Here is a 22,691-nt window from a genome sequence, read left to right on the forward strand (position 1 = left end):
CTTTGGTGAGGAGCAGAGAAATGAATCAACAGGCAACGACCGCCGATGAACTGGCGTTTAACCAACCGCATGGTGAGCTGGAACAGCAGGTTCTGACGCCAGATGCCGTCGAGTTTCTGACAGAGCTGGTGACGCGCTTCGCACCAAAGCGCAATAAACTGCTGGCCGCCCGTATCCAGCAGCAGCAGGACATCGACAACGGTAAGCTGCCAGACTTCATTTCGGAAACCGCTTCCATTCGAGATTCTGCCTGGAAAATTCGCGGTATTCCGCAGGATTTGCAGGATCGCCGCGTCGAAATCACCGGCCCGGTTGAGCGAAAAATGGTGATTAACGCCATGAATGCCAACGTAAAAGTCTTTATGGCCGACTTTGAAGATTCGCTGGCGCCGGACTGGCGTAAAGTGATCGAGGGGCAGATCAACCTGCGCGATGCGGTCAATGGCACTATCAGCTACACCAACGAAGCCGGAAAAATCTATCAGCTTAAACCCAATCCGGCGGTCCTGATTTGCCGCGTGCGTGGCCTGCATCTGCCGGAAAAACACGTCACATGGCGCAACGAAGCCATTCCCGGCAGCCTGTTTGATTTCGCCCTCTACTTCTTCCATAACCACAAAAGCCTGCTGGCAAAAGGCAGTGGCCCCTATTTTTACCTGCCAAAAACGCAGTCCTGGCAGGAAGCGGCCTGGTGGAGTGAAGTCTTTAGCTATACGGAAGATCGGTTCAATCTGCCGCGAGGCACCATCAAAGCCACCCTGCTGATCGAAACGCTGCCGGCCGTGTTCCAGATGGACGAAATCCTGCACGCCTTGCGCGATCACATCGTCGGCCTGAACTGCGGGCGCTGGGATTACATCTTCAGCTACATCAAAACCCTGAAAAATCACCCGGACCGCGTACTGCCCGACCGTCAGGCAGTCACCATGGATAAGCCATTCCTCAGCGCCTACTCGCGACTGCTGATCAAGACCTGCCATAAGCGCGGCGCGTTCGCGATGGGCGGCATGGCGGCCTTTATCCCGAGCAAAGACACCGAGCGCAACAATCAGGTGCTGACTAAAGTCAAAGCGGACAAAGAGCTAGAAGCCCGCAATGGTCATGACGGCACTTGGGTTGCCCATCCAGGCCTGGCAGACACCGCCATGGACGTCTTTAACAGCGTGCTGGGCGATAACAAAAACCAGCTGTTCGTCACCCGCGACGACGATGCCTCGATTACGGCTGAACAGCTGCTGATGCCCTGCGAGGGGGAACGCACCGAAGCCGGTATGCGCGCCAATATTCGCGTGGCCGTTCAGTACATCGAAGCCTGGATCTCGGGCAACGGCTGCGTCCCGATTTACGGCCTGATGGAAGATGCCGCCACGGCGGAGATCTCCCGTACCTCTATCTGGCAGTGGATCCACCACCAGAAAGCGCTCAATAACGGCAAACCGGTGACCAAATCCCTGTTCCGCCAGATGCTCGCCGAAGAGATGCTGGTGATTCAGGACGAGCTGGGCGAACACCGCTTCAGCAGTGGCCGTTTCGACGATGCCGCCCGCCTGATGGAGCAAATCACCACCTCAGAAGAACTTATCGACTTCCTGACGCTGCCCGGCTACCGCCTGCTGGCCTGAACCCACCACATAACAATATGGAGCATCTGCACATGAAAACCCGTACCCAACAAATCGAAGAATTACAAAAAGAGTGGACTCAACCGCGCTGGGAAGGCATCAACCGCCCGTATAGCGCAGAGGAAGTGGTGAAACTGCGCGGTTCGGTCAACCCGGAATGCACGCTGGCGCAGCTCGGTGCCACAAAAATGTGGCGTCTGCTGCACGGCGAATCGAAAAAAGGGTACATCAACAGCCTCGGCGCACTGACCGGCGGTCAGGCGTTGCAGCAGGCGAAAGCAGGTATCGAAGCGGTTTATCTCTCCGGCTGGCAGGTCGCGGCTGACGCCAACCTGGCGTCGAGTATGTATCCGGATCAGTCGCTCTATCCGGCGAACTCGGTGCCGTCGGTGGTCGATCGGATCAACAACACCTTCCGCCGTGCGGATCAGATCCAGTGGGCGTCCGGAATCGAACCGAACGATCCGCGCTTCGTCGACTATTTCCTGCCGATCGTGGCCGATGCCGAAGCAGGTTTTGGCGGCGTGCTGAATGCGTTTGAGCTGATGAAATCCATGATCGAAGCCGGTGCAGCGGCGGTTCACTTTGAAGATCAGCTGGCGTCCGTGAAGAAATGCGGTCACATGGGCGGCAAAGTGCTGGTCCCAACGCAGGAAGCGATTCAGAAGCTGGTCGCCGCACGTCTGGCGGCGGATGTGCTGGGCGTGCCGACGCTGGTTATCGCCCGTACTGATGCGGATGCAGCAGATCTGATTACCTCCGACTGCGACCCGTACGACAGCGAATTCATCACCGGCGAGCGCACCAGCGAAGGGTTCTACCGCACTCATGCGGGGATTGAGCAGGCTATCAGCCGTGGTTTGGCCTATGCGCCGTACGCCGACCTGGTGTGGTGTGAAACCTCGACGCCGGACCTGGCGCTGGCAAAACGCTTTGCCGATGCGATCCACGCTAAATACCCAGGCAAATTGCTGGCCTACAACTGCTCGCCGTCGTTCAACTGGCAGAAGAATCTGGACGATAAAACCATCGCCAGCTTCCAGCAGCAGCTGTCAGAGATGGGCTACAAATACCAGTTCATCACTCTCGCGGGCATTCACAGCATGTGGTTCAACATGTTCGACCTGGCCCACGCCTACGCGCAGGGCGAGGGCATGAAACACTATGTGGAAAAAGTGCAGCAGCCGGAATTTGCGGCGAGCAAAGAGGGCTACACCTTCGCCTCACACCAGCAGGAAGTGGGCACGGGCTACTTCGACAAAGTCACCACCATCATTCAGGGTGGCGCGTCTTCTGTGACCGCGCTGACGGGGTCGACGGAAGAGTCACAATTCTGATGTTTTTACCCCTCACCCTAACCCTCTCCCCAAAGGGGAGAGGGGACTGTTTGGTGCGGGCTTGCTTTTCCCCCTCTCCCCTCTGGGGAGAGGGCAGGGGTGAGGGGAAGTCATGTCGCGTGGCCTGGAGTTACTGATTGCACAAACCATCCTGCAGGGCTTTGACGCGCAGTATGGCCGTTTTCTGGAAGTGACTTCTGGCGCGCAGCAGCGCTTTGAACACGCCGACTGGCACGCCGTTCAACAGGCGATGAAGCAGCGTATCCACCTTTATGACCATCACGTCGGTCTGGTGGTGGAACAACTGCGCTGCATCACCGACGGCAAAAGCCCCGATGCGGATTTCCTGCTCCGTGTGAAAGAACACTACACCCATCTGTTGCCGGATTACCCGCGCTTCGAGATTGCGGAGAGCTTTTTCAACTCCGTCTATTGCCGGTTATTTGACCACCGCTCGCTATCTCCTGAGCGGTTATTTATTTTCAGCTCTCAGCCTGAGCGTCGCTTCCGTACGATCCCGCGCCCGCTGGCGAAGGATTTCTTTCCGGAGCACGGCTGGGAAAGCCTGTTAAGCAAAATGCTCTCAGATTTACCCCTGCGTCTGCCGTGGCAAAACAAGGCGCGCGATGTGGGTTACATCGTCGCTCATCTGACGGAAACCTTCGGCGCAGAAATGCTCCAGCGCAGCCATTTGCAGGTAGCTAACGAGCTCTTTTTCCGTAACAAAGCCGCCTGGCTGGTCGGGAAACTGATTTCACCCACGGCAACGATCCCCTTTCTGCTGCCGATCCATCGCACGGATGATGGCGAGCTCTTTGTCGACGCCTGCCTGACGACCAGCGCCGAGGCGAGCATTGTCTTTGGCTTCGCCCGCTCCTATTTCATGGTCTATGCCCCGCATCCCGCCGCGCTGGTTGAGTGGCTGCGCGAGTTGCTGCCGATCAAAACCACCGCCGAACTGTACATGGCGATTGGCTGCCAGAAACACGCGAAAACGGAAAGCTATCGCGAATACCTGCACTATATCACCCGCACCGACGAGCAGTTCATCGAAGCTCCCGGTATTCGCGGGATGGTGATGCTGGTGTTTACGCTGCCGGGTTTTGATCGCGTTTTTAAGGTCATCAAAGATAAATTCGCCCCGCAGAAAGAGATGACGGCAGCCCACGTCCGCGCCTGCTATCAGCTGGTTAAAGAGCACGACCGCGTCGGGCGCATGGCCGATACCCAGGAGTTCGAAAATTTTGTGCTGGATAAGCAGCAGATCGACCCGGCACTCATGGCGCTGCTGATGCAGGAAGCGCCGGGCAAAATCACCGATCTGGGCGATAAGATTGCCATCAGCCATCTCTACATTGAACGCCGTATGGTTCCGCTCAACATCTGGCTGGAGCAGGTGGAAGGCCAGGCGCTGCGCGATGCGATTGAAGAGTACGGGAACGCTATCCGCCAGCTGGCAGCGGCCAATATTTTCCCCGGCGATATGCTGTTTAAAAACTTTGGCGTGACCCGGCACGGCCGCGTGGTGTTCTACGATTATGATGAGATTTGCTACATGACCGAGGTGAATTTCCGCGATATTCCGGCCGCGCGCTACCCGGAAGATGAGCTCGCCAGCGAGCCCTGGTACAGCGTCTCGCCGGGCGATGTCTTCCCGGAGGAGTTTCGCCACTGGCTGTGCGCCGACCCGCGCATCGGGCCCTTATTTGAAGAGATGCATGAGGATCTCTTCCGCGCCGACTACTGGCGCAGCCTGCAAACCCGCATTAAAAATGGTTACGTGGAAGATGTGTACGCCTACCGCAGGCGGCAGCGTTTTAGCATTCGATACGCGATGTAATGCCGGGTGGCGGCTACGCCTTACCCGGCCTACGTACAGGTTTTGTAGGCCCGGTAAGCGCAGCGCCACCGGGCAAAATATCTTAACGAATCCCACCATACGCCAGCGTCACTTCCTTCGCCGCTTTGATCACCAGCGCGCCCAGCTCGGTCACGCGGTCGTCGGTCACACGTGAAATCGGTCCGGAAATGGAAATCGCCGCGAAGGGTTCGCGGTGCTCATCAAAAATGCACGCCGCGATGCAGCGCAGACCCAGAGCGTGCTCTTCATCATCAAACGAATAGCCGCGCTTGCGCGTCTGGGCCAAATCATCTTTCAGGTGCAAGGGGGAAACCAGCGTCGCATGGGTATAGGCGTGCAGCCCTTTACGGTGCAGCAGGCCGGTGACCTGCTCCTCGCTCAGCTGCGACAGGAACGCTTTTCCCGCGCCCGACGCATGCATCGGCAGTTTGCCGCCAATCGGCGCGGACATACGCATCAGCTGTGTACACTGCACCTGATCAATGATAATCGCCTGATGGTCGCTCTGATCCAGCACCGCCAGGTTGACCGTCTCGCCGGAATCTTCCATCAGTGTGCGCAGGATGGGGTGAACAATCGCCAGCAGGTTACGGCTCTGCAAAAAGCTGCTGCCGACGATAAATGCGTGCGCACCCACAGACCAGTGGCCCAGCTCGCCCACCTGGCGGACAAACCCAAGCTGCTGCATGGTGCTCAACAGACGATGCGTCGTGGAGTTCGGCAGGCCAGCCTGCTGCGCCAGTTCGGTCAGGGCCACGCTGCTGTGGGATTCCGCAATCCATTCCAGCAGCTTTAATCCGCGCGTCAGCGACTGAACTTGTCCGCCAGGCGGCGCGGTAGTGGCAGCAGGTTTTCTGCCGCGTTTTGCGGGAACGGTAGCGACCATGACGGATTCCTTTTTCTGTATCGTGGAAATCATTTTCGTTTTATTTGGTGAATTTGCAACCGTTATCCTGACTGATCGGAGGAGTGATAGTGAACATGTCTCATGTTAACGCTGCGTGACTTCTCCCCCCTGCGAGATTATGCCAGTATGGACCGCAGCCTTTTGGCCTTGTTGAGCGTTGTCGGGAGCGAGTGTGAGCAGCAAAGTAGATCAACTGCGTGCGCAGTTAAATGAACGAATTCTGGTGCTGGACGGCGGCATGGGCACCATGATCCAGAGCTATCGTCTCAGTGAAGACGATTTCCGCGGCGAGCGTTTCGCCGACTGGCCCTGTGACCTTAAAGGCAACAATGACCTGTTGGTGCTGAGTAAACCGGATGTCATCGCGGCGATTCATAACGCCTATTTCGAGGCGGGCGCGGATATCGTTGAAACCAATACCTTCAACTCGACAACCATCGCCATGGCGGATTACCAGATGGAATCCCTGTCGGCGGAAATCAACTTCGAGGCCGCCCGACTGGCGCGCGCCTGCGCCGATGCCTGGACCGCCCGCACGCCGGAAAAACCGCGCTACGTGGCCGGAGTGCTTGGCCCGACTAACCGTACCGCCTCGATTTCACCTGACGTCAACGACCCAGCCTACCGCAACGTCACCTTCGACCAACTGGTGGCTGCCTATCGTGAATCGACCAAAGCGCTGGTGGAAGGCGGTTCCGATCTGATCATGATCGAGACGGTATTCGACACCCTCAACGCCAAGGCCGCGATCTTCGCGGTGAAGGAAGAGATGGAAGCGCTGGGCGTCGACTTGCCGATCATGATCTCCGGCACCATCACGGATGCCTCCGGACGTACCCTTTCGGGCCAGACGACGGAAGCCTTTTACAACTCCCTGCGTCACGCCGATGCGCTCACCTTCGGTCTGAACTGCGCCCTCGGCCCGGATGAACTGCGCCAGTATGTGCAGGAACTTTCGCGCATCGCCGAGTGCTATGTTACCGCACACCCGAACGCCGGTTTGCCGAACGCCTTTGGCGAATACGATCTCGATGCGACGACCATGGCCGCGCAAATCCGCGAGTGGGCCGAGTCGGGCTTTCTGAACATCGTCGGCGGCTGCTGCGGTACCACGCCGGAACACATCGCCGCCATGAGCAACGCGGTGGAAGGCTTACCGCCGCGCCAGTTACCCAAACTTCCCGTCGCCTGCCGTCTGGCCGGTCTTGAGCCCCTGACCATTGCCGATGACAGCCTGTTTGTGAACGTCGGTGAACGTACCAACGTCACCGGTTCCGCTAAGTTCAAGCGCCTGATCAAAGAAGAGAAATACAGCGAAGCGCTGGACGTCGCCCGCCAGCAGGTGGAAAGCGGCGCGCAGATCATCGACATCAACATGGATGAAGGGATGCTCGACGCCGAAGCGGCGATGGTGCGGTTCCTGAATCTCATTGCCGGTGAGCCGGATATCGCCCGCGTGCCGATCATGATCGACTCCTCCAAATGGGAGGTCATCGAAAAAGGGCTGAAGTGCATTCAGGGCAAAGGCATCGTCAACTCGATCTCAATGAAAGAGGGTATCGAGCCGTTCATCCACCACGCCAAACTGGTGCGCCGTTATGGCGCCGCCGTGGTGGTGATGGCATTCGACGAAGTCGGCCAGGCCGACACCCGCGAACGCAAAATCGAGATTTGCCGTCGGGCGTACATGATCCTGACCGAAGAGGTCGGTTTCCCGCCAGAAGACATCATTTTCGACCCCAATATCTTCGCCGTCGCGACCGGGATCGAAGAGCACAACAACTACGCGCAGGACTTTATCGGCGCGTGCGAAGACATCAAACGCGAACTGCCGCACGCCTTGATTTCCGGCGGCGTCTCCAACGTTTCGTTCTCGTTCCGCGGTAACGACCCGGTGCGTGAAGCGATCCACGCCGTGTTCCTTTACTACGCCATCCGCAACGGCATGGACATGGGGATCGTCAACGCCGGACAGCTGGCGATTTACGACGACCTGCCCGCCGAACTGCGCGACGCCGTGGAAGACGTGATCCTCAACCGCCGCGACGACTCGACCGAACGCATGCTGGATCTGGCGGAGAAATATCGCGGCAGTAAAAGCGATGAAAGCGTAAAAGTTCAGCAGGCCGAATGGCGCGCCTGGGATGTGAAAAAGCGTCTGGAATACTCGCTGGTCAAAGGCATCACCGAGTTTATCGAGCTGGATACGGAAGAGGCTCGCCAGCTCTCGACGCGGCCGATTGAGGTGATCGAAGGCCCGCTGATGGACGGCATGAACGTGGTCGGCGACCTGTTCGGCGAGGGCAAAATGTTCCTGCCGCAGGTGGTGAAATCCGCGCGCGTGATGAAGCAGGCGGTGGCCTATCTCGAGCCGTACATTGAGGCCAGCAAAGAGAAAGGCCAGACCAACGGCAAGATGGTGATCGCGACCGTCAAAGGCGACGTGCACGACATCGGCAAAAATATCGTCGGCGTGGTGCTGCAGTGCAATAACTACGAAATCATCGATTTGGGCGTGATGGTTCCGGCGGACAAAATTCTCAAAACCGCGCGCGAAGTGAACGCGGATCTGATCGGCCTCTCCGGGCTGATCACCCCGTCGCTGGACGAAATGGTCAACGTGGCGAAAGAGATGGAGCGCCAGGGCTTTACCATTCCGCTGCTGATTGGCGGCGCGACGACCTCGAAAGCGCATACAGCGGTAAAAATCGAGCAAAACTACAGCGGGCCGACGGTCTACGTGCAGAACGCGTCACGTACCGTGGGCGTGGTGTCAGCCCTGCTTTCTGCGACGCAGCGCGACGATTTTGTCGCCAGAACCCGCAAAGAGTACGACACCGTTCGCATCCAGCACGCCCGCAAAAAACCGCGCACACCGCCGGTGACACTGGCTGCGGCGCGCGAAAACGATCTGGCCTTCGACTGGGCGAGCTACACGCCGCCGGTGGCGCACCGTCTGGGCGTGCAGGAGGTGACCGCAAACATCGAAACCCTGCGTAATTACATCGACTGGACGCCGTTCTTTATGACCTGGTCGCTGGCGGGGAAATATCCGCGCATTCTTGAGGATGAAGTGGTCGGCGAAGAGGCGCAGCGCCTGTTCAAAGATGCCAACGATTTGCTCGACCAGATGAGTGCCGAGAAGAGCCTCAATCCGCGCGGCGTTGTCGGCCTGTTCCCGGCGAACCGCGTCGGGGATGACATCGAAATTTATCGCGATGAAACCCGCACCAACGTGCTGGCGGTGAGCCGTCATCTGCGCCAGCAGACCGAGAAAGTCGGTTTTGCCAACTACTGCCTGGCCGATTTCGTCGCGCCAAAACTCAGCGGCAAAGCGGACTACATCGGCGCGTTCGCCGTGACCGGTGGGCTGGAAGAGGATGCGCTCGCTGACGCGTATGAAGCGCAGCACGATGATTACAACAAAATCATGCTGAAAGCTCTCGCCGATCGTCTGGCGGAAGCCTTCGCGGAATACCTGCATGAGCGGGTGCGTAAAGTTCACTGGGGTTACGCGGCGAATGAGAACCTCAGCAACGAGGAGCTGATCCGCGAAAACTATCAGGGCATCCGTCCGGCACCAGGCTATCCGGCTTGCCCGGAACACACGGAAAAGGGCACCATCTGGCAGCTTTTAGATGTGGAAACCCACACCGGGATGAAACTGACGGAATCCTACGCCATGTGGCCGGGCGCGTCCGTTTCGGGCTGGTATTTCAGCCATCCTGACAGCAAATATTACGCCGTGGCGCAAATCCAGCGCGATCAGGTGGAAGACTATGCGCTGCGTAAGGGGATGAGCGTCTCCGAAGTGGAACGCTGGCTGGCTCCGAATCTGGGCTACGACGCGGATTAATTTCACTTTTCCTTACAACTAACAGGGCGCTCAACGGGCGCCCTGTCTCTTTCTGTCGCAATAACTCTTATACTTAAAAAACTCAGCCCGGTGGCGCTTCGCTTACCGGGCCTACAAAAGACCGTAGGCCGGGCAAACGCAGTGCCGCCCGGCAAAGAAGCCAAAGGATAACCGACAACAATAAGGAGAACCCACTTCCGTGCTGACATTGTTACACCTGCTATCGGCCGTCGCCCTGCTGGTCTGGGGCACGCACATTGTCCGTACCGGCGTGATGCGCGTCTTTGGCGCACGCTTACGCACCGTCCTCAGCCGCAGCGTTGAGAAGAAGCCGCTCGCCTTCTGCGCGGGGATCGGCGTCACCGCCCTCGTGCAAAGCAGTAACGCCACCACCATGCTCGTCACCTCGTTCGTGGCGCAGGACCTGGTGGCGCTCACTCCGGCGCTGGTGATTGTGCTCGGCGCAGACGTCGGGACCGCGCTGATGGCGCGAATCCTGACCTTCGATCTCTCCTGGCTCTCGCCGCTGCTGATTTTCATCGGCGTGATCTTCTTCCTCGGCCGCAAGCAGACCCGCGAAGGGCAACTGGGCCGCGTCGGGATTGGCCTCGGGCTGATCCTGCTGGCGCTGGAGCTGATAGTCCAGGCGGTCACGCCGATCACTCAGGCCAACGGCGTGCAGGTGATTTTCGCCTCGCTCACGGGCGACATCATGCTCGATGCGCTGATCGGCGCGGTGTTTGCCATCATCAGTTACTCCAGCCTGGCGGCAGTGCTGCTCACCGCGACGCTGACCACCGCCGGGGCGATCTCCTTCCCGGTCGCGCTGTGCCTGGTGATCGGCGCGAACCTCGGCTCTGGCCTGCTGGCGATGCTCAACAACAGCGGCGCGAATGCCGCCGCCCGCCGCGTGGCGCTCGGGAGTTTGCTCTTCAAGCTGGTGGGCAGCCTGATCATCCTGCCGTTTGTCCATCCTCTGGCGAATCTGATGGATAACCTGCCGCTGCCGAAAGCCGAGCTGGTGATCTATTTCCATGTCTTCTACAACCTGGTGCGCTGCCTGGCGATGGTGCCGTTTGCCGGGCCGATGGCGCGGTTCTGTAAGCGGATGATCCGCGATAAACCCGAACTGGACGCCCGTCTGAAACCGAAGCATCTCGACACCTCGGCGCTGGATACCCCGGCGCTGGCACTGGCCAATGCCGCCCGCGAAACCCTGCGAATGGGCGACGCGATGGAGACCATGCTGGATGGCCTGAAGAAGGTGATGCACGGCGAGCCGCGCGAAGAGAAAGAGCTGCGCAAACTGGCCGACGATATCAACGTGCTCTACACCGCCATCAAACTCTACCTGGCGCGCATGCCGCAGGATGAGCTGGCGGAAGAGGAGTCTCGCCGCTGGGCAGAGATTATCGAGATGTCCCTCAACCTGGAGCAGGCCTCCGATATCGTCGAGCGTATGGGGAGTGAAATCGCCGATAAATCCCTTGCCGCCCGTCGGGCATTCTCCCTTGAGGGGGTGACTGAGCTGGATGCGTTGCACGATCAGCTTCTCAGCAACCTGCAGCTGGCGATGTCGGTCTTCTTCTCTGGCGACGTGCCGAGCGCCCGCCGTCTGCGCCGCAACAAGCACCGTTTCCGCATTCTCAACCGCCGTTACTCTCACGCCCACGTTGATCGTCTGCATCAGCAGAACGTGCAAAGTATCGAAACCAGCTCCCTGCACCTGGGGCTGCTCGGCGATATGAAGCGTCTCAACTCCCTGTTCTGCTCGGTGGCCTACAGCGTGATGGAACAGCCGGATGAAGATGATGAGAGGGATGAGTATTAGTTCTGAAAGCGCCTCGCAGTTTCCTGCTGTCGGGCGTGACGCAATCCCACTTCACATTTAACGTTGCAACGCAGGTGATTGGTAAATCTGCGCTGCAACGTTTTGTCATTAGTGATGTATAAAATTTTATACAGGGATGTGTTATGTTATTAGAAAAACCAACGATGCGTCCTGTCGCATGGATGGGAAGCGCGCTTGATGATTTGCTCGGTTTCCCGGAGGAAATCCGTAAAGACGCCGGGTATCAGCTGCATCGGTTACAGGCGGGCCTGGAGGCTGCTGACTGGAAACCGATGTCAGAGATAGGCAGAGGCGTCGCTGAGATCAGGCTTCATGGAGCGACGGGTGCCTGGCGGATCATTTATCTGGCCCGTTTTGACGATGCTGTGTACGTGCTGCATTGCTTTGTGAAAAAAACGCAGCGAACTTCCGGACAGGATATACGAATTGCAAAAGCCCGTTTTCAGGCGGCGCTCGATGAAATGAGGAATCGAAATGAAGAATAACGTTGATTGCAATATTCGTCATGTCACTGGAGCGGATGCCAACATTTTTGCCGATCTGGGGTTTGAGGAAAGTGAAGCGAAATGCCTGCAGCAGGATGCCGAAAAGGAGGTCGAACAGCTTTTGCTGATCAAGCGCCAACTGATGCAAGAGATCTCCAGCTGGATTTCAGATAATAAAATGCGGCAGGCAGATGCAGCGGCGAGACTTAACGTCTCTCGCCCGCGTGTATCCGATGTGGTGAATCTCAAAACCAGCAAGTTTACCCTCGACACGCTTGTGATGATGCTGAGCAAACTGGGAAAACCTGTCTCAGTTACCGTCGGCTAATCTTTTTACCAGCCCAAACCTAAGGTATATTTCGCCCATTAAGGAGAAATTATGCTGCCCACCCAATCAACCCGATTAAACAAATACATTAGCGAGAGCGGAATCTGCTCCCGTCGCGAGGCTGACCGTTACATCGAGCAAGGCAACGTCTTCCTCAATGGCAAACGCGCCACCATTGGCGATCAGGTGGTGCCCGGCGACGTGGTGAAAGTGAATGGCCAGCTGATTGAACCCCGGGACGAGGAAGATCTGGTGTTTATCGCGTTGAACAAACCGGTGGGGATTGTCAGCACCACGGAAGATGGCGAGCGGGATAACATCGTTGATTTCGTCAACCACAGCAGCCGCATCTTCCCGATTGGGCGTCTGGACAAAGATTCGCAGGGGCTGATTTTCCTCACCAACCATGGCGATCTGGTGAACAAAATCCTGCGTGCCGGTAACGATCATGAGAAAGAGTATCTGGTCACGGTCAACAAGCCGGTGACGGATGATTTCATTCGCGGGATGGGCGCGGGCGTGCCGATTCTCGGGACCGTCACTAAGAAGTGCAAAGTCAAAAAAGAGGCGCCGTTCACGTTCCGCATTACCCTGGTGCAGGGCTTAAACCGTCAAATCCGCCGTATGTGCGAGCATTTTGGTTTTGAGGTCACGAAGCTTGAGCGTACGCGCATCATGAACGTCAGCGTCGCCGGTATTCCGCAGGGTGAGTGGCGCGATCTGACCGGGGATGAACTGATTGAGCTGTTTAAGCTGATTGAAGGGTCATCTTCTGAGGCCAAGCCGAAAGCCAAAGCGAAACCGAAAACCCAGGGGATAAAACGGCCTGTGGTCAGCGCGCCGAAATCTGCAGAAAAAGAGCGCAACAAACCTGCCGGAAAACGCTTCGTACAGCCAGGCCGTAAAAAGAAAGGGCGCTAAATTAGCGCCTTCCACGGGGTGAAGTATTGGCAGTCCACGAGAACGTGGATTCCTTATCTGGTTTATAAGCCTGCGCTTTTTTGAGTTTGCGGGCTTTCTTCGCTTCGACTTCACGCTCGGCCATCAGCTTGTCGATGTACTCTTTTTTCACCTGATTGGTTTCAGCGTTTGTCAGAGTACGACCATGTGCAATCCGTGCGCGATCGAGCAGGGTTTTCAGCTCGCGCTGCTCGCTTTCCGTCATGTCTTTCTGGGTCAATCTCGGTGTGGACATACCTGAAGCCTCTTGAGAGTAGAGGCTTCAGTGTAAAGCAAGCCGCGGTTTGCGCGAAGTGAATTAGTTTTCTTTCACCACTTCTTTTTTCGGCTGCGCTTCAATCGGTTTTCCTGACCAGTAGCCCGCCAGCAGCGAGCCAGACAGGTTATGCCAGACCGAGAACAGTGCGCCAGGCAGCGCCGCGAGCGGAGAGAAGTAGATTTTGCCGAGCGCCGCCGCGAGGCCGGAGTTCTGCATCCCCACTTCGATCGCCAGCGTACGACAGGTCGATTCATCAAAGCCAAACAGCTTCCCGCCCCAGTAACCGCCCAGCAGCCCGATGGTGTTATGCAGAATCACCGCGATGATCACCACAAAACCGACCGACGCAATATGCGATGCCGACCCGGCAACCACGGCGCTGATGATCGCCAGGATGCAGACCATTGAAAACGCGGGCAGGTAGGGTTCCACGGCTTTCACGACGCGCGGGAACAGGTGATGAATGACCAGACCGAGCGCAATTGGAATCACCACGATTTGCAGGATCGACAGCAGCATGCCCATCACATCCACCTGAATATGCGCATCCACGTACAGACGCGTCAGCAGCGGCGTGGCAATCACCCCCACCAGCGTTGAGACCGACGAGATGGTCACCGACAGCGCCACGTCGCCCTTCGCCAGATAGATCATCACATTCGACGCCGTCCCGCTGGCGACGCTGCCCACCAGCACCATTCCGGCAGATAAATCCGGCGGCATTTTGAAGGCCATCGCCAGCAGCCAGGCGGCGAGCGGCATCACCAGATAGTGCAGGAAAATCCCCGCCGCGACCGGCGCCGGGCGCGAAAGCACGCGCTTAAAATCGTCGATTTTCAGATGCACGCCCATGCCGAGCATGATCAGCATCAGCAGCGTCGTGACCCACGGGCCGACGGGGGTAAAGGTCGATGGCGTGTAATAGGCGAGAACAGAGAGCAGCAGCGCCCAGAGCGGGAACAGCCGCGTGATTGCGGATAACATAGTGAATTCCTTGCAGTATTGTCGTTGTGTTATTTAGTTATAAAAAAGCCGGGTTCGAGCCCGGCTATTGGTATTGTTTATCGTGCTAAGGAATTTTATTCAAACAAATTATGGTGAAGTTTCTGCACGACCTGCTCGGCTTCGTGTCCCGGGACCAGGAAACAGAGGTTGTAGCTGGAGGCGCCGTAGCAAATCATGCGGATGTTGAACGGATCCAGCACGCCAAAGACCTCTTTGCCCACGCCGCAGGCGCGTGACAGCTGGTTGCCGATAATCGCCACCAGGGCCAGGTTCTCTTCGACTTCAACGCGGCACAGGGCAGACAGCTCCATCAGCAGGGATTGCGTCAGCAGGGTATCGCCCGTCGACGTCGAGCCGGTGGTGTCCAGCGTCAGCGCAATGCTCACTTCAGAGGTGGTAATCAGATCCACCGAGATATTGTGGCGCGCCAGAATCCCGAACACTTCCGCGAGGAAACCGCGGGAGTGCAGCATGTTCAGGCTGTGCAGGGTGACCAGCGTTTGCTTACGACGCAGGGCCAGAGCGCGGAACAGCGGTGGATTTTCGGTGCTTTTGCACACCAGCGTCCCGCCTGCTTTAGGATCTTTGCTCGAGCCGACAAAGACCGGAATATCGCTGCGAACCGCAGGGAGCAGAGTCGCCGGATGCAGCACTTTCGCGCCGAAGGTCGCCATTTCGGCAGCCTCTTCAAAGGCAATCACATCAATGCGTTTTGCGGCAGGCACTACGCGCGGATCGGTAGTGTAGATGCCAGGGACGTCGGTCCAGATATCCACACGGGTGGCATACAGCGCTTCGCCCAGCAGGGCCGCGGTGTAGTCGCTGCCGCCCCGGCCGAGGGTGGTGGTGCGGCCTTTGGCTTCGCTACCGATAAAGCCCTGGGTGATGACAATCCCTTCGGCCAGGCGCGGGGCAAGCTGTTGTTTCGACAGCTCGGAAAGGGTCGCCACGTCCGGTTCGGCGCGGCCAAAGCGGTCGCTGGTGCGCATGATTTTACGCACGTCAAACCACTGCGCCAGCACGTCGCGCTCACGCAGGATCTCAACAAACAGCAGGGTGGACATCAGCTCGCCGTGGCTCACCAGTTCGTCGGTCAGCGCGGTGGACGTCGCCAGAGACGCGGCTTCCGCCAGGGTGGTGATATTTTCCAGCAGGCGTTCAACTTCCTCGCGAATCACCTGAGGGTTCTTCATCCGCTCGAGGATATCGAACTGAATTTTGCGCAGCGCGTCGAGCTTCACAAAGCGCTCGGTCGCTTCCAGTCCTTCTGACAGGGCCACCAGCAGATTGGTCACGCCAGCCGAGGCAGAAAGCACCACCAGGCGGGTTGTCGGATCGGCCAGCACCACGTCGGCGCTGCGGTTCATGGCGTCGTAATCGGCCACACTGGTACCGCCAAATTTGGCGACAACAAAACTCGTCATAACATCCTCGTGTCAGGGAAAGAATAAAGCGACCTTGGCACAAGAACGAAACGATGACAGGTGCAGGCGCAAATACCGCCCTATAAATAAAATGCGGGGGGAGTCCTGTCAACGCTGGGATTATGCGGATTTTTCATGGGGGGGTACCCCTCAGTAACAGGACTAATAACAAGCCATTATTTTATCCCTCGTTTTACGGCGATCTGAAGGACATTCCACCGCGATAGGGCTGGCTGTAGCGACTATACTTTTGGGACTTTTCACGCCCGTTTGATGCAGACCAGGGCAATGGCATAAAAACCATCACAATTTCTGCGCGCAGGCGCTACAATCGACCGCAGTCACAATTCTCAAATCACAAGAGTATTGCTAATGAAAAACATCAATCCAACGCAGACTTCTGCCTGGCAGGCACTACAAAAACACTTCGACGAAATGAAAGACGTCACCATCGCGGACCTGTTCGCGAAAGACGGCGACCGTTTCAGCAAATTCTCCGCCACCTTCGACGATCAGATGCTGGTGGACTTCTCCAAAAACCGCATCACCGAAGAGACGCTGGCAAAACTGCAGGATCTGGCGAAAGAGACCGATCTGGCAGGGGCCATCAAGTCCATGTTCTCCGGCGAGAAGATCAACCGCACCGAAGACCGCGCTGTCCTGCATGTCGCGCTGCGTAACCGTAGCAATACTCCGATTATCGTCGACGGCAAAGATGTGATGCCGGAAGTGAACGCGGTGCTTGAGAAGATGAAAACCTTCTCCGAAGCCATTATCTCCGGCAGCTGGAAAGGCTACACCGGTAAAGCGATCACCGACGTTGTGAACATCGGTATCGGCGGCTCAGACCTCGGCCCGTTCATGGTGACCGAAGCGCTGCGTCCGTACAAAAATCATCTGAACATGCACTTTGTCTCTAACGTCGATGGCACCCACATCGCCGAAGTGCTGAAAAAAGTGAACCCGGAAACCACCCTGTTCCTGGTCGCCTCTAAAACCTTCACCACGCAAGAGACCATGACCAACGCCCACAGCGCGCGCGACTGGTTCCTGGCAACGGCGGGCGATAACCAACACGTCGCCAAACACTTCGCGGCGCTCTCCACTAACGGCAAAGCCGTGGGCGAGTTCGGCATCGACACCGCGAACATGTTCGAGTTCTGGGACTGGGTCGGCGGTCGTTACTCCCTGTGGTCAGCGATTGGTCTGTCGATCATCCTGTCCGTAGGTTACGACAACTTCGTTGAGCTGCTCTCCGGCGCGCACGCGATGGACAAGCACTTCTCCACCACTCCGGCTGAGAAAAACCTGCCGGTGCTGCTGGCGCTGATCGGTATCTGGTACAACAACTTCTTCGGCGCAGAAACCGAAGCGATCCTGCCGTACGACCAGTACATGCACCGTTTCGCGGCCTACTTCCAGCAGGGCAACATGGAATCCAACGGCAAATACGTTGACCGTAACGGCAACGCCGTGGATTACCAGACCGGGCCAATCATCTGGGGCGAGCCGGGCACTAACGGTCAGCACGCGTTCTATCAGCTGATTCACCAGGGCACCAAAATGGTCCCATGTGATTTCATCGCGCCGGCGCAGACTCACAACGCGCTGTCCGACCATCACCAGAAGCTGCTGTCTAACTTCTTCGCGCAGACCGAAGCCCTGGCGTTTGGTAAAGCCCGCGACGTGGTTGAGCAGGAATATCGTGACCAGGGTAAAGATCCGGCCACGCTGGACCACGTGGTGCCGTTCAAAGTCTTCGAAGGCAACCGCCCAACCAACTCCATCCTGCTGCGCGAAATCACGCCGTTCAGCCTGGGTGCGTTGATTGCCCTGTACGAGCACAAAATCTTCACTCAGGGCGCGATCCTGAATATCTTCACCTTCGATCAGTGGGGCGTGGAGCTGGGTAAACAGCTGGCGAACCGCATTCTGCCAGAGCTGGGTGATGACAAAGCTATTAACAGCCATGACAGTTCAACGAATGGTCTGATTAATCGCTATAAATCCTGGCGTGGATAATTAATATTCCCTGAACAATGCCGGCGAAATGCCGGCATTTTTTTATCGGATAATTCCGGTTGTCCGTTACCTGGCGCAAATTTCTATTCTGAGGTTAATCCGAAAAGGCCGATTATCCTGCTAATGACTAAGGGTTATTTTAGGAAAATACGGAGCCTTGCTGATATTTTATTATATTATAACTTGTTGAATTTATACGTCTTGATTAATATTTTCCCTCCGCTGATATTTCCTTTCATCCATTTATCCTAAAACCGTCCCGCTATTTCCCCGCACGGCAATCCGTCTGCTTTAGTTGTGTATACTCGAATCCGCCTGAATTTCTTTTCGGGCAAATCTCCATTCATTCATTGAAGGGAAATTGTTATGAAGAAAGTACTGTATGGCATTTTTGCCATATCTGCGCTTGCGGCGACGTCTGTCTATGCGGCTCCGGTTCAGGTCGGGGAAGCAGCAGGCTCGGCAGCGACGTCTGCGTCTGCGGGGAGTTCTACCGCGACCGCGACCAGCACCGTAGGCTCGGCCGTGGGTGTCGCTCTGGCGGCAACCGGTGGCGGTGATGGCTCCAATACCGGAACCACGACCACCACGACAACAAGCACTCAGTAATCACGGGTGTATTACCATAACCACACTTCGGTGTGGTTATTTCACCCCTTCGGAGAAGAGTCGTGAAGCGACCTGCAATCATTCTGCTTTGCCTGCTGTTGCAGGCGTGCTCAGCCACCACCAAAGGGCTGGGACACTCACTGTGGGACAGCCTGTTCGGCACGCCGGGCGTGCATCTGACGGATGACGATATCCAGAATATGCCCTACGCCAGCCAGTACATGCAGTTAAACGAGGGTCCGCAGCTGTTTGTGGTGCTCGCTTTCGCCGAAAACGGGCAGCAGAAATGGGTGACGCAGGATCAGGCCACCATCGTGACGCAGCACGGGCGTATCGTGAAAACCCTGCTCGGCGGCGACAACCTGCTGGAGGTGAACAACCTCGCGCAAGACCCGCTGATCAAACCGAATCAAATCGTCGACGGCGCAAGCTGGACGCGCACCATGGGCTGGACGGAGCACAAGCAGGTGCGCTACGCCACCGCGCGATCCGTTTTCCGCTGGGAGGGTACCGACACCGTCACCGTGGGCAGCGACCAGACTCAGGTTCGTATCCTCGACGAAGAGGTCACGACCGACCAGGCAAGCTGGCATAACCGTTTTTGGGTGGATGACGAAGGGCAAATTCGTCAGTCCCTGCAATACCTTGGCGCGAACTTCTTCCCGGTGAAAGCCACCCTTATCAAGGCGGCGAAACCATGAAAATTATCACTTCAGCCGCACTCCTTCTGACGCTTACAGCGCCGATTGCCTGGTCGGCGGGGACCGTGAAGGTCTACACCCCAGGGAGTCACGAGCCGAAAACCCTCTCCAACGCCGAACACCTGATCGATCTGGTCGGGCAGCCGCGTCTGGCGGAGAGCTGGTGGCCGGGGGCAGTGATTAGCGAGCGTCAGGCAAGCGTCGTGGCCGAACAGAAACACAAGGCGCTGCTGGCCCAGTTGACGGGTCTGGCAGAGCAGGAAACGGGCGAGACGGCAGCGGCGATCAACGCCGTGCGCCAGCAGCTTCAGGCGATACAGGTCACGGGACGTCAGCTGGTGAATCTCGACCCGGACAAAGTACGCGTGGCCGAGAAGGGCAATCCGCGGCTTCAAGGGGAGTACTGCCTGTGGATCACGCCGCAGCCGACCACCGTTACTGTGATGGGGCTGGTCAGCCGTCCGGGCAAAAAGCCATTTACGCCGGGGCGCGATTTGGCAAGTTACCTGGACGACCAAAGCCTGCTGGACGGCGCCGATCGCAGCTATGCGTGGGTGGTCTATCCCGATGGCCGCACGCAAAAGGCCCCGGTGGCGTACTGGAATAAACGCCATATCGAGCCGATGCCGGGCAGCGTGATTTTTGTCGGCTTTGCCGATCACTTCTGGACGAAGGCGTATGACGGGCTGAACTCCGACATCCTTCACTCCCTGACGCATCGGATACCGGATTAATGAAAAGAACTTATCTCTACAGCATGCTGGCGCTTTGCGTCAGCGCCGCCTGCCACGCCGAAACTTTTCCCGCGCCCGTCGGTCCGTCGCAGTCAGACTTCGGCGGCGTCGGGCTGATGCAAACCCCCACGGCACGCATGGCGCGCGAGGGGGAAATCAGCCTCAACTATCGCGATAACGATCAGTACCGCTACTACTCCGCCTCGGTACAGCTCTTCCCGTGGCTCGAAACCACTCTGCGCTATACCGATGTGCGCACCAAACAGTACAGCAGCGTTGAGGCGTTTTCGGGCGATCAGACCTACAAAGACAAAGCCTTCGACGTCAAACTGCGCTTATGGGAAGAGAGCTACTGGATGCCGCAGGTCTCCGTCGGGGCGCGCGATATCGGCGGGACGGGCCTGTTTGATGCGGAATACATCGTCGCCAATAAAGCCTGGGGGCCGTTCGACTTTTCCCTCGGGATGGGCTGGGGCTATCTCGGCACCAGCGGCAACGTGAAAAACCCGTTCTGCTCCTACAGCGACAAATATTGCTACCGCGATAACAGCTACCAAAAAGCCGGTTCGGTCAACGGCGACCAGATGTTCCACGGCCCGGCCTCGCTGTTTGGCGGCGTGGAATACCAGACGCCGTGGCAACCGCTGCGCCTGAAGCTGGAGTACGAAGGCAACAACTACACGCAAGATTTTGCGGGTAAGCTCGAACAGAAGAGCAAGTTTAACGTCGGCGCCATTTACCGCGTCACCGATTGGGCCGACGTTAACCTCAGCTACGAGCGCGGGAACACCTTTATGTTTGGTGTCACCCTGCGCACCAACTTTAACGATATGCGTCCGTCTTATAACGACAATTCACGCCCGGCGTATCGACCGCAGCCGCAGGATGCGATCCTGCAGCACTCGGTGGTGGCGAATCAGCTGACGTTACTGAAATACAACGCGGGCCTCGCCGATCCGAAGATCCAGACCAAAGGTGACACGCTGTATGTCACGGGCGAACAGGTGAAATACCGCGATTCCCACGAAGGGATCGAACGGGCGAATAGGATCGTGATGAACGATCTGCCGGATGGGATCCGCACGATCCGCGTGACGGAAAACCGTCTAAATATGCCGCAGGTGACCACGGAAACGGATGTCGCCAGCCTGAAGCGTCATCTCGAAGGCGAACCGCTGGGACTCGAGACGGAGCTGGTGCAAAAACGCATCGAACCGGTGGTGCCGGAAACGACCGAGCAGGGCTGGTACATCGACAAATCGCGCTTCGATTTCCATATCGATCCGATCCTGAACCAGTCCGTCGGCGGCCCGGAAAACTTCTACATGTATCAGCTGGGCGTGATGGCAACGGCGGATCTGTGGATGACGGATCACCTTCTGACCACCGGCAGCGTATTTGGCAACCTCGCCAATAACTACGACAAATTCAACTACACCAACCCGCCGAGCGATTCGAAGCTGCCGCGCGTGCGTACCCGCGTGCGTGAATATGTGCAAAACGATGTGTACGTGAATAACCTGCAGGCCAACTATTTCCAGTACCTCGGCAATGGCTTCTACGGCCAGGTTTACGGCGGCTATCTGGAAACCATGTACGGCGGCGCGGGGGCGGAAGTGTTGTATCGTCCGGTCGACAGCAACTGGGCGTTCGGCCTGGATGCGAACTATGTGAAACAGCGTGACTGGCGCAGCGCGCAGGACATGATGAAGTTCACCGATTACAGCGTGAAAACCGGCCATCTGACCGCCTACTGGACGCCGTCGTTTGCCCAGGACGTGCTGGTGAAAGCCAGCGTCGGGCAGTATCTGGCGGGCGATAAGGGCGGTACGCTGGAGATCGCTAAACGCTTTGACAGCGGCGTGGTGGTGGGGGGCTACGCGACCATCACCAACGTGTCGCCGGACGAGTACGGGGAAGGGGATTTCACCAAAGGGGTGTACGTCTCGATTCCGCTGGATCTCTTCTCGTCAGGTCCGACCCGCAGCCGCGCGGCGATCGGCTGGACGCCGCTGACGCGCGACGGCGGGCAGCAGCTTGGACGTAAATTCCAACTGTACGACATGACCAGCGACCGGTCGGTTAACTTCCGTTAAGGCTGTTTCGCCGGATGGCGCTGCGCTTATCCGGCCTACGATCACTGTTTTGCCGGATGACGCTGCGCTTATCCGGCCTACGGGAATGTAGGCCCGGTAAGCGAAGCGCCACCGGGCGATTGTGCTCGGTTGCACAAAACATAAACAAAAAATATAGATCTCCGTCACATTTTTGCGTTATACAGGTACTTCGCTCCAGAGAATGAGGTGCTGTATGACATCCCTGACTCGCCCGCGCGTTGAGTTTATCTCAATGGTCCTCCAGACCGTGCTGAGCCTCGGTCTGTTGAGCCTTGGCCTGATACTGGTCGTCTTTCTCGGCAAAGAGACGGTACATCTGGCGGATGTGCTGTTCGCCCCTGAACAAACCAGCAAATACGAGCTGGTTGAAGGACTGGTGGTCTACTTTCTCTACTTCGAATTTATCGCCCTGATTGTGAAGTACTTTCAGTCTGGCTTTCACTTCCCGCTGCGTTACTTTGTCTATATCGGGATCACCGCGATAGTGCGGCTGATCATCGTCGATCATAAGTCTCCTCTCGACGTGCTGATCTACTCGGCGGCGATCCTGCTGTTGGTCATTACCCTCTGGCTGTGCAACTCTAAGCGGCTGAAACGCGAATAAAAAAATGG

The 22,691-nt window shown here is 57.3% G+C and carries 18 protein-coding genes; 14 read left to right on the top strand and 4 right to left on the bottom strand.

Annotation, left to right across the window (positions count from 1 at the left end; translation table 11 throughout):
* Positions 1 to 20 precede the first annotated feature (20 nt).
* The 3 genes from aceB (at position 21) to aceK (ending at position 4,799) form a co-directional block, all read left to right on the top strand.
* Positions 21 to 1,622: a malate synthase A gene (gene aceB, locus AC3WS9_RS01260; protein ID WP_492486265.1), complete on the top strand. Its 1,602-nt coding sequence runs from the start codon at positions 21 to 23 to the stop codon at positions 1,620 to 1,622.
* 32 nt (positions 1,623 to 1,654) lie between these two features.
* Positions 1,655 to 2,959 (top strand): isocitrate lyase, encoded by a 1,305-nt coding sequence (aceA, locus tag AC3WS9_RS01265; protein WP_492486267.1) that lies wholly within the window; start codon positions 1,655 to 1,657, stop codon positions 2,957 to 2,959.
* Between the two features lie 112 nt (positions 2,960 to 3,071).
* Entirely contained in the window at positions 3,072 to 4,799 is a 1,728-nt protein-coding gene (aceK, locus tag AC3WS9_RS01270; protein WP_492486269.1) for a bifunctional isocitrate dehydrogenase kinase/phosphatase, read from the top strand.
* Positions 4,800 to 4,881: 82 nt separating this feature from the next.
* On the opposite strand, the gene iclR is transcribed toward aceK, so the two are convergent.
* Positions 4,882 to 5,706, bottom strand: a complete 825-nt coding sequence (iclR, locus tag AC3WS9_RS01275) for a glyoxylate bypass operon transcriptional repressor IclR (protein WP_285145892.1) — start codon at positions 5,704 to 5,706, stop codon at positions 4,882 to 4,884.
* 193 nt (positions 5,707 to 5,899) lie between these two features.
* Between iclR and metH the strand changes: the two genes are divergently transcribed.
* The 5 genes from metH to rluF all read left to right on the top strand — a co-directional run bounded on the left by metH (position 5,900) and on the right by rluF (position 13,169).
* A complete protein-coding gene (gene metH / locus AC3WS9_RS01280) occupies positions 5,900 to 9,583 on the top strand; it encodes a methionine synthase (protein WP_492486271.1) in 3,684 nt (1,227 codons plus the stop codon).
* Positions 9,584 to 9,782: 199 nt separating this feature from the next.
* Positions 9,783 to 11,414, top strand: a complete 1,632-nt coding sequence (locus AC3WS9_RS01285; protein WP_492486273.1) for a Na/Pi cotransporter family protein — start codon at positions 9,783 to 9,785, stop codon at positions 11,412 to 11,414.
* Between the two features lie 143 nt (positions 11,415 to 11,557).
* Positions 11,558 to 11,920: a type II toxin-antitoxin system RelE/ParE family toxin gene (locus AC3WS9_RS01290; protein WP_282494852.1), complete on the top strand. Its 363-nt coding sequence runs from the start codon at positions 11,558 to 11,560 to the stop codon at positions 11,918 to 11,920.
* Positions 11,910 to 12,248 carry a helix-turn-helix domain-containing protein gene (locus AC3WS9_RS01295; protein WP_282494851.1) on the top strand — a complete coding sequence of 113 codons (339 nt, stop codon included), beginning with the start codon at positions 11,910 to 11,912 and terminating at the stop codon, positions 12,246 to 12,248. Before AC3WS9_RS01290 ends, AC3WS9_RS01295 begins: the two co-directional genes overlap by 11 nt.
* A 51-nt stretch (positions 12,249 to 12,299) precedes the next feature.
* Positions 12,300 to 13,169 carry a 23S rRNA pseudouridine(2604) synthase RluF gene (gene rluF / locus AC3WS9_RS01300; RefSeq protein WP_282494850.1) on the top strand — a complete coding sequence of 290 codons (870 nt, stop codon included), beginning with the start codon at positions 12,300 to 12,302 and terminating at the stop codon, positions 13,167 to 13,169.
* A 1-nt stretch (position 13,170) separates the two neighbouring features.
* Here rluF and AC3WS9_RS01305 read toward each other — a convergent pair whose 3' ends face one another.
* The 3 genes from AC3WS9_RS01305 to lysC form a co-directional block, all read right to left on the bottom strand.
* Positions 13,171 to 13,443 carry a YjbD family protein gene (locus AC3WS9_RS01305; RefSeq protein WP_282494849.1) on the bottom strand — a complete coding sequence of 91 codons (273 nt, stop codon included), beginning with the start codon at positions 13,441 to 13,443 and terminating at the stop codon, positions 13,171 to 13,173.
* Between the two features lie 63 nt (positions 13,444 to 13,506).
* Complete coding sequence (gene panS / locus AC3WS9_RS01310) at positions 13,507 to 14,451, bottom strand: ketopantoate/pantoate/pantothenate transporter PanS (protein WP_282494848.1); 945 nt, start codon at positions 14,449 to 14,451, stop codon at positions 13,507 to 13,509.
* Between the two features lie 95 nt (positions 14,452 to 14,546).
* Positions 14,547 to 15,896, bottom strand: coding sequence for a lysine-sensitive aspartokinase 3 (gene lysC, locus AC3WS9_RS01315; protein ID WP_282494847.1), 1,350 nt, complete (start codon positions 15,894 to 15,896; stop codon positions 14,547 to 14,549).
* 372 nt (positions 15,897 to 16,268) lie between these two features.
* Between lysC and pgi the strand changes: the two genes are divergently transcribed.
* From pgi to psiE, 6 genes are all read left to right on the top strand, one after another.
* Complete coding sequence (gene pgi / locus AC3WS9_RS01320; RefSeq protein ID WP_285155090.1) at positions 16,269 to 17,918, top strand: glucose-6-phosphate isomerase; 1,650 nt, start codon at positions 16,269 to 16,271, stop codon at positions 17,916 to 17,918.
* 366 nt (positions 17,919 to 18,284) lie between these two features.
* Positions 18,285 to 18,527: an exopolysaccharide production protein YjbE gene (gene yjbE / locus AC3WS9_RS01325; protein ID WP_095280315.1), complete on the top strand. Its 243-nt coding sequence runs from the start codon at positions 18,285 to 18,287 to the stop codon at positions 18,525 to 18,527.
* 62 nt (positions 18,528 to 18,589) lie between these two features.
* Entirely contained in the window at positions 18,590 to 19,228 is a 639-nt protein-coding gene (locus AC3WS9_RS01330) for a YjbF family lipoprotein (RefSeq protein WP_492486279.1), read from the top strand.
* Positions 19,225 to 19,962 (top strand): capsule biosynthesis GfcC family protein, encoded by a 738-nt coding sequence (locus AC3WS9_RS01335; RefSeq protein WP_492486281.1) that lies wholly within the window; start codon positions 19,225 to 19,227, stop codon positions 19,960 to 19,962. The genes AC3WS9_RS01330 and AC3WS9_RS01335 overlap by 4 nt, the downstream gene beginning before the upstream one ends.
* The gene (locus tag AC3WS9_RS01340; protein ID WP_492486283.1) at positions 19,962 to 22,058 is read left to right on the top strand and encodes a YjbH domain-containing protein; all 2,097 of its coding nucleotides are present in this window, start codon (positions 19,962 to 19,964) and stop codon (positions 22,056 to 22,058) included. The genes AC3WS9_RS01335 and AC3WS9_RS01340 overlap by 1 nt, the downstream gene beginning before the upstream one ends.
* Before the next feature lie 214 nt (positions 22,059 to 22,272).
* Positions 22,273 to 22,683: a phosphate-starvation-inducible protein PsiE gene (gene psiE, locus AC3WS9_RS01345; protein ID WP_095280319.1), complete on the top strand. Its 411-nt coding sequence runs from the start codon at positions 22,273 to 22,275 to the stop codon at positions 22,681 to 22,683.
* The last annotated feature ends 8 nt before the right edge of the window (positions 22,684 to 22,691 follow it).

It is taken from the genome of Lelliottia sp. EB106-05-01-XG201, from assembly GCF_058791735.1.

Bases quoted from the DNA above. Each gene is read 5' to 3' on its own strand.
- aceB (WP_492486265.1), top strand. From the start codon at position 21: ATGAATCAACAGGCAACGACCGCCGATGAACTGGCGTTTAACCAACCG.
- aceA (WP_492486267.1), top strand. From the start codon at position 1,655: ATGAAAACCCGTACCCAACAAATCGAAGAATTACAAAAAGAGTGGACT.
- aceK (WP_492486269.1), top strand. From the start codon at position 3,072: ATGTCGCGTGGCCTGGAGTTACTGATTGCACAAACCATCCTGCAGGGC.
- iclR (WP_285145892.1), bottom strand. From the start codon at position 5,706: ATGGTCGCTACCGTTCCCGCAAAACGCGGCAGAAAACCTGCTGCCACT.
- AC3WS9_RS01290 (WP_282494852.1), top strand. From the start codon at position 11,558: ATGTTATTAGAAAAACCAACGATGCGTCCTGTCGCATGGATGGGAAGC.
- AC3WS9_RS01295 (WP_282494851.1), top strand. From the start codon at position 11,910: ATGAAGAATAACGTTGATTGCAATATTCGTCATGTCACTGGAGCGGAT.
- rluF (WP_282494850.1), top strand. From the start codon at position 12,300: ATGCTGCCCACCCAATCAACCCGATTAAACAAATACATTAGCGAGAGC.
- AC3WS9_RS01305 (WP_282494849.1), bottom strand. From the start codon at position 13,443: ATGTCCACACCGAGATTGACCCAGAAAGACATGACGGAAAGCGAGCAG.
- panS (WP_282494848.1), bottom strand. From the start codon at position 14,451: ATGTTATCCGCAATCACGCGGCTGTTCCCGCTCTGGGCGCTGCTGCTC.
- lysC (WP_282494847.1), bottom strand. From the start codon at position 15,896: ATGACGAGTTTTGTTGTCGCCAAATTTGGCGGTACCAGTGTGGCCGAT.
- pgi (WP_285155090.1), top strand. From the start codon at position 16,269: ATGAAAAACATCAATCCAACGCAGACTTCTGCCTGGCAGGCACTACAA.
- yjbE (WP_095280315.1), top strand. From the start codon at position 18,285: ATGAAGAAAGTACTGTATGGCATTTTTGCCATATCTGCGCTTGCGGCG.
- AC3WS9_RS01335 (WP_492486281.1), top strand. From the start codon at position 19,225: ATGAAAATTATCACTTCAGCCGCACTCCTTCTGACGCTTACAGCGCCG.
- AC3WS9_RS01340 (WP_492486283.1), top strand. From the start codon at position 19,962: ATGAAAAGAACTTATCTCTACAGCATGCTGGCGCTTTGCGTCAGCGCC.
- psiE (WP_095280319.1), top strand. From the start codon at position 22,273: ATGACATCCCTGACTCGCCCGCGCGTTGAGTTTATCTCAATGGTCCTC.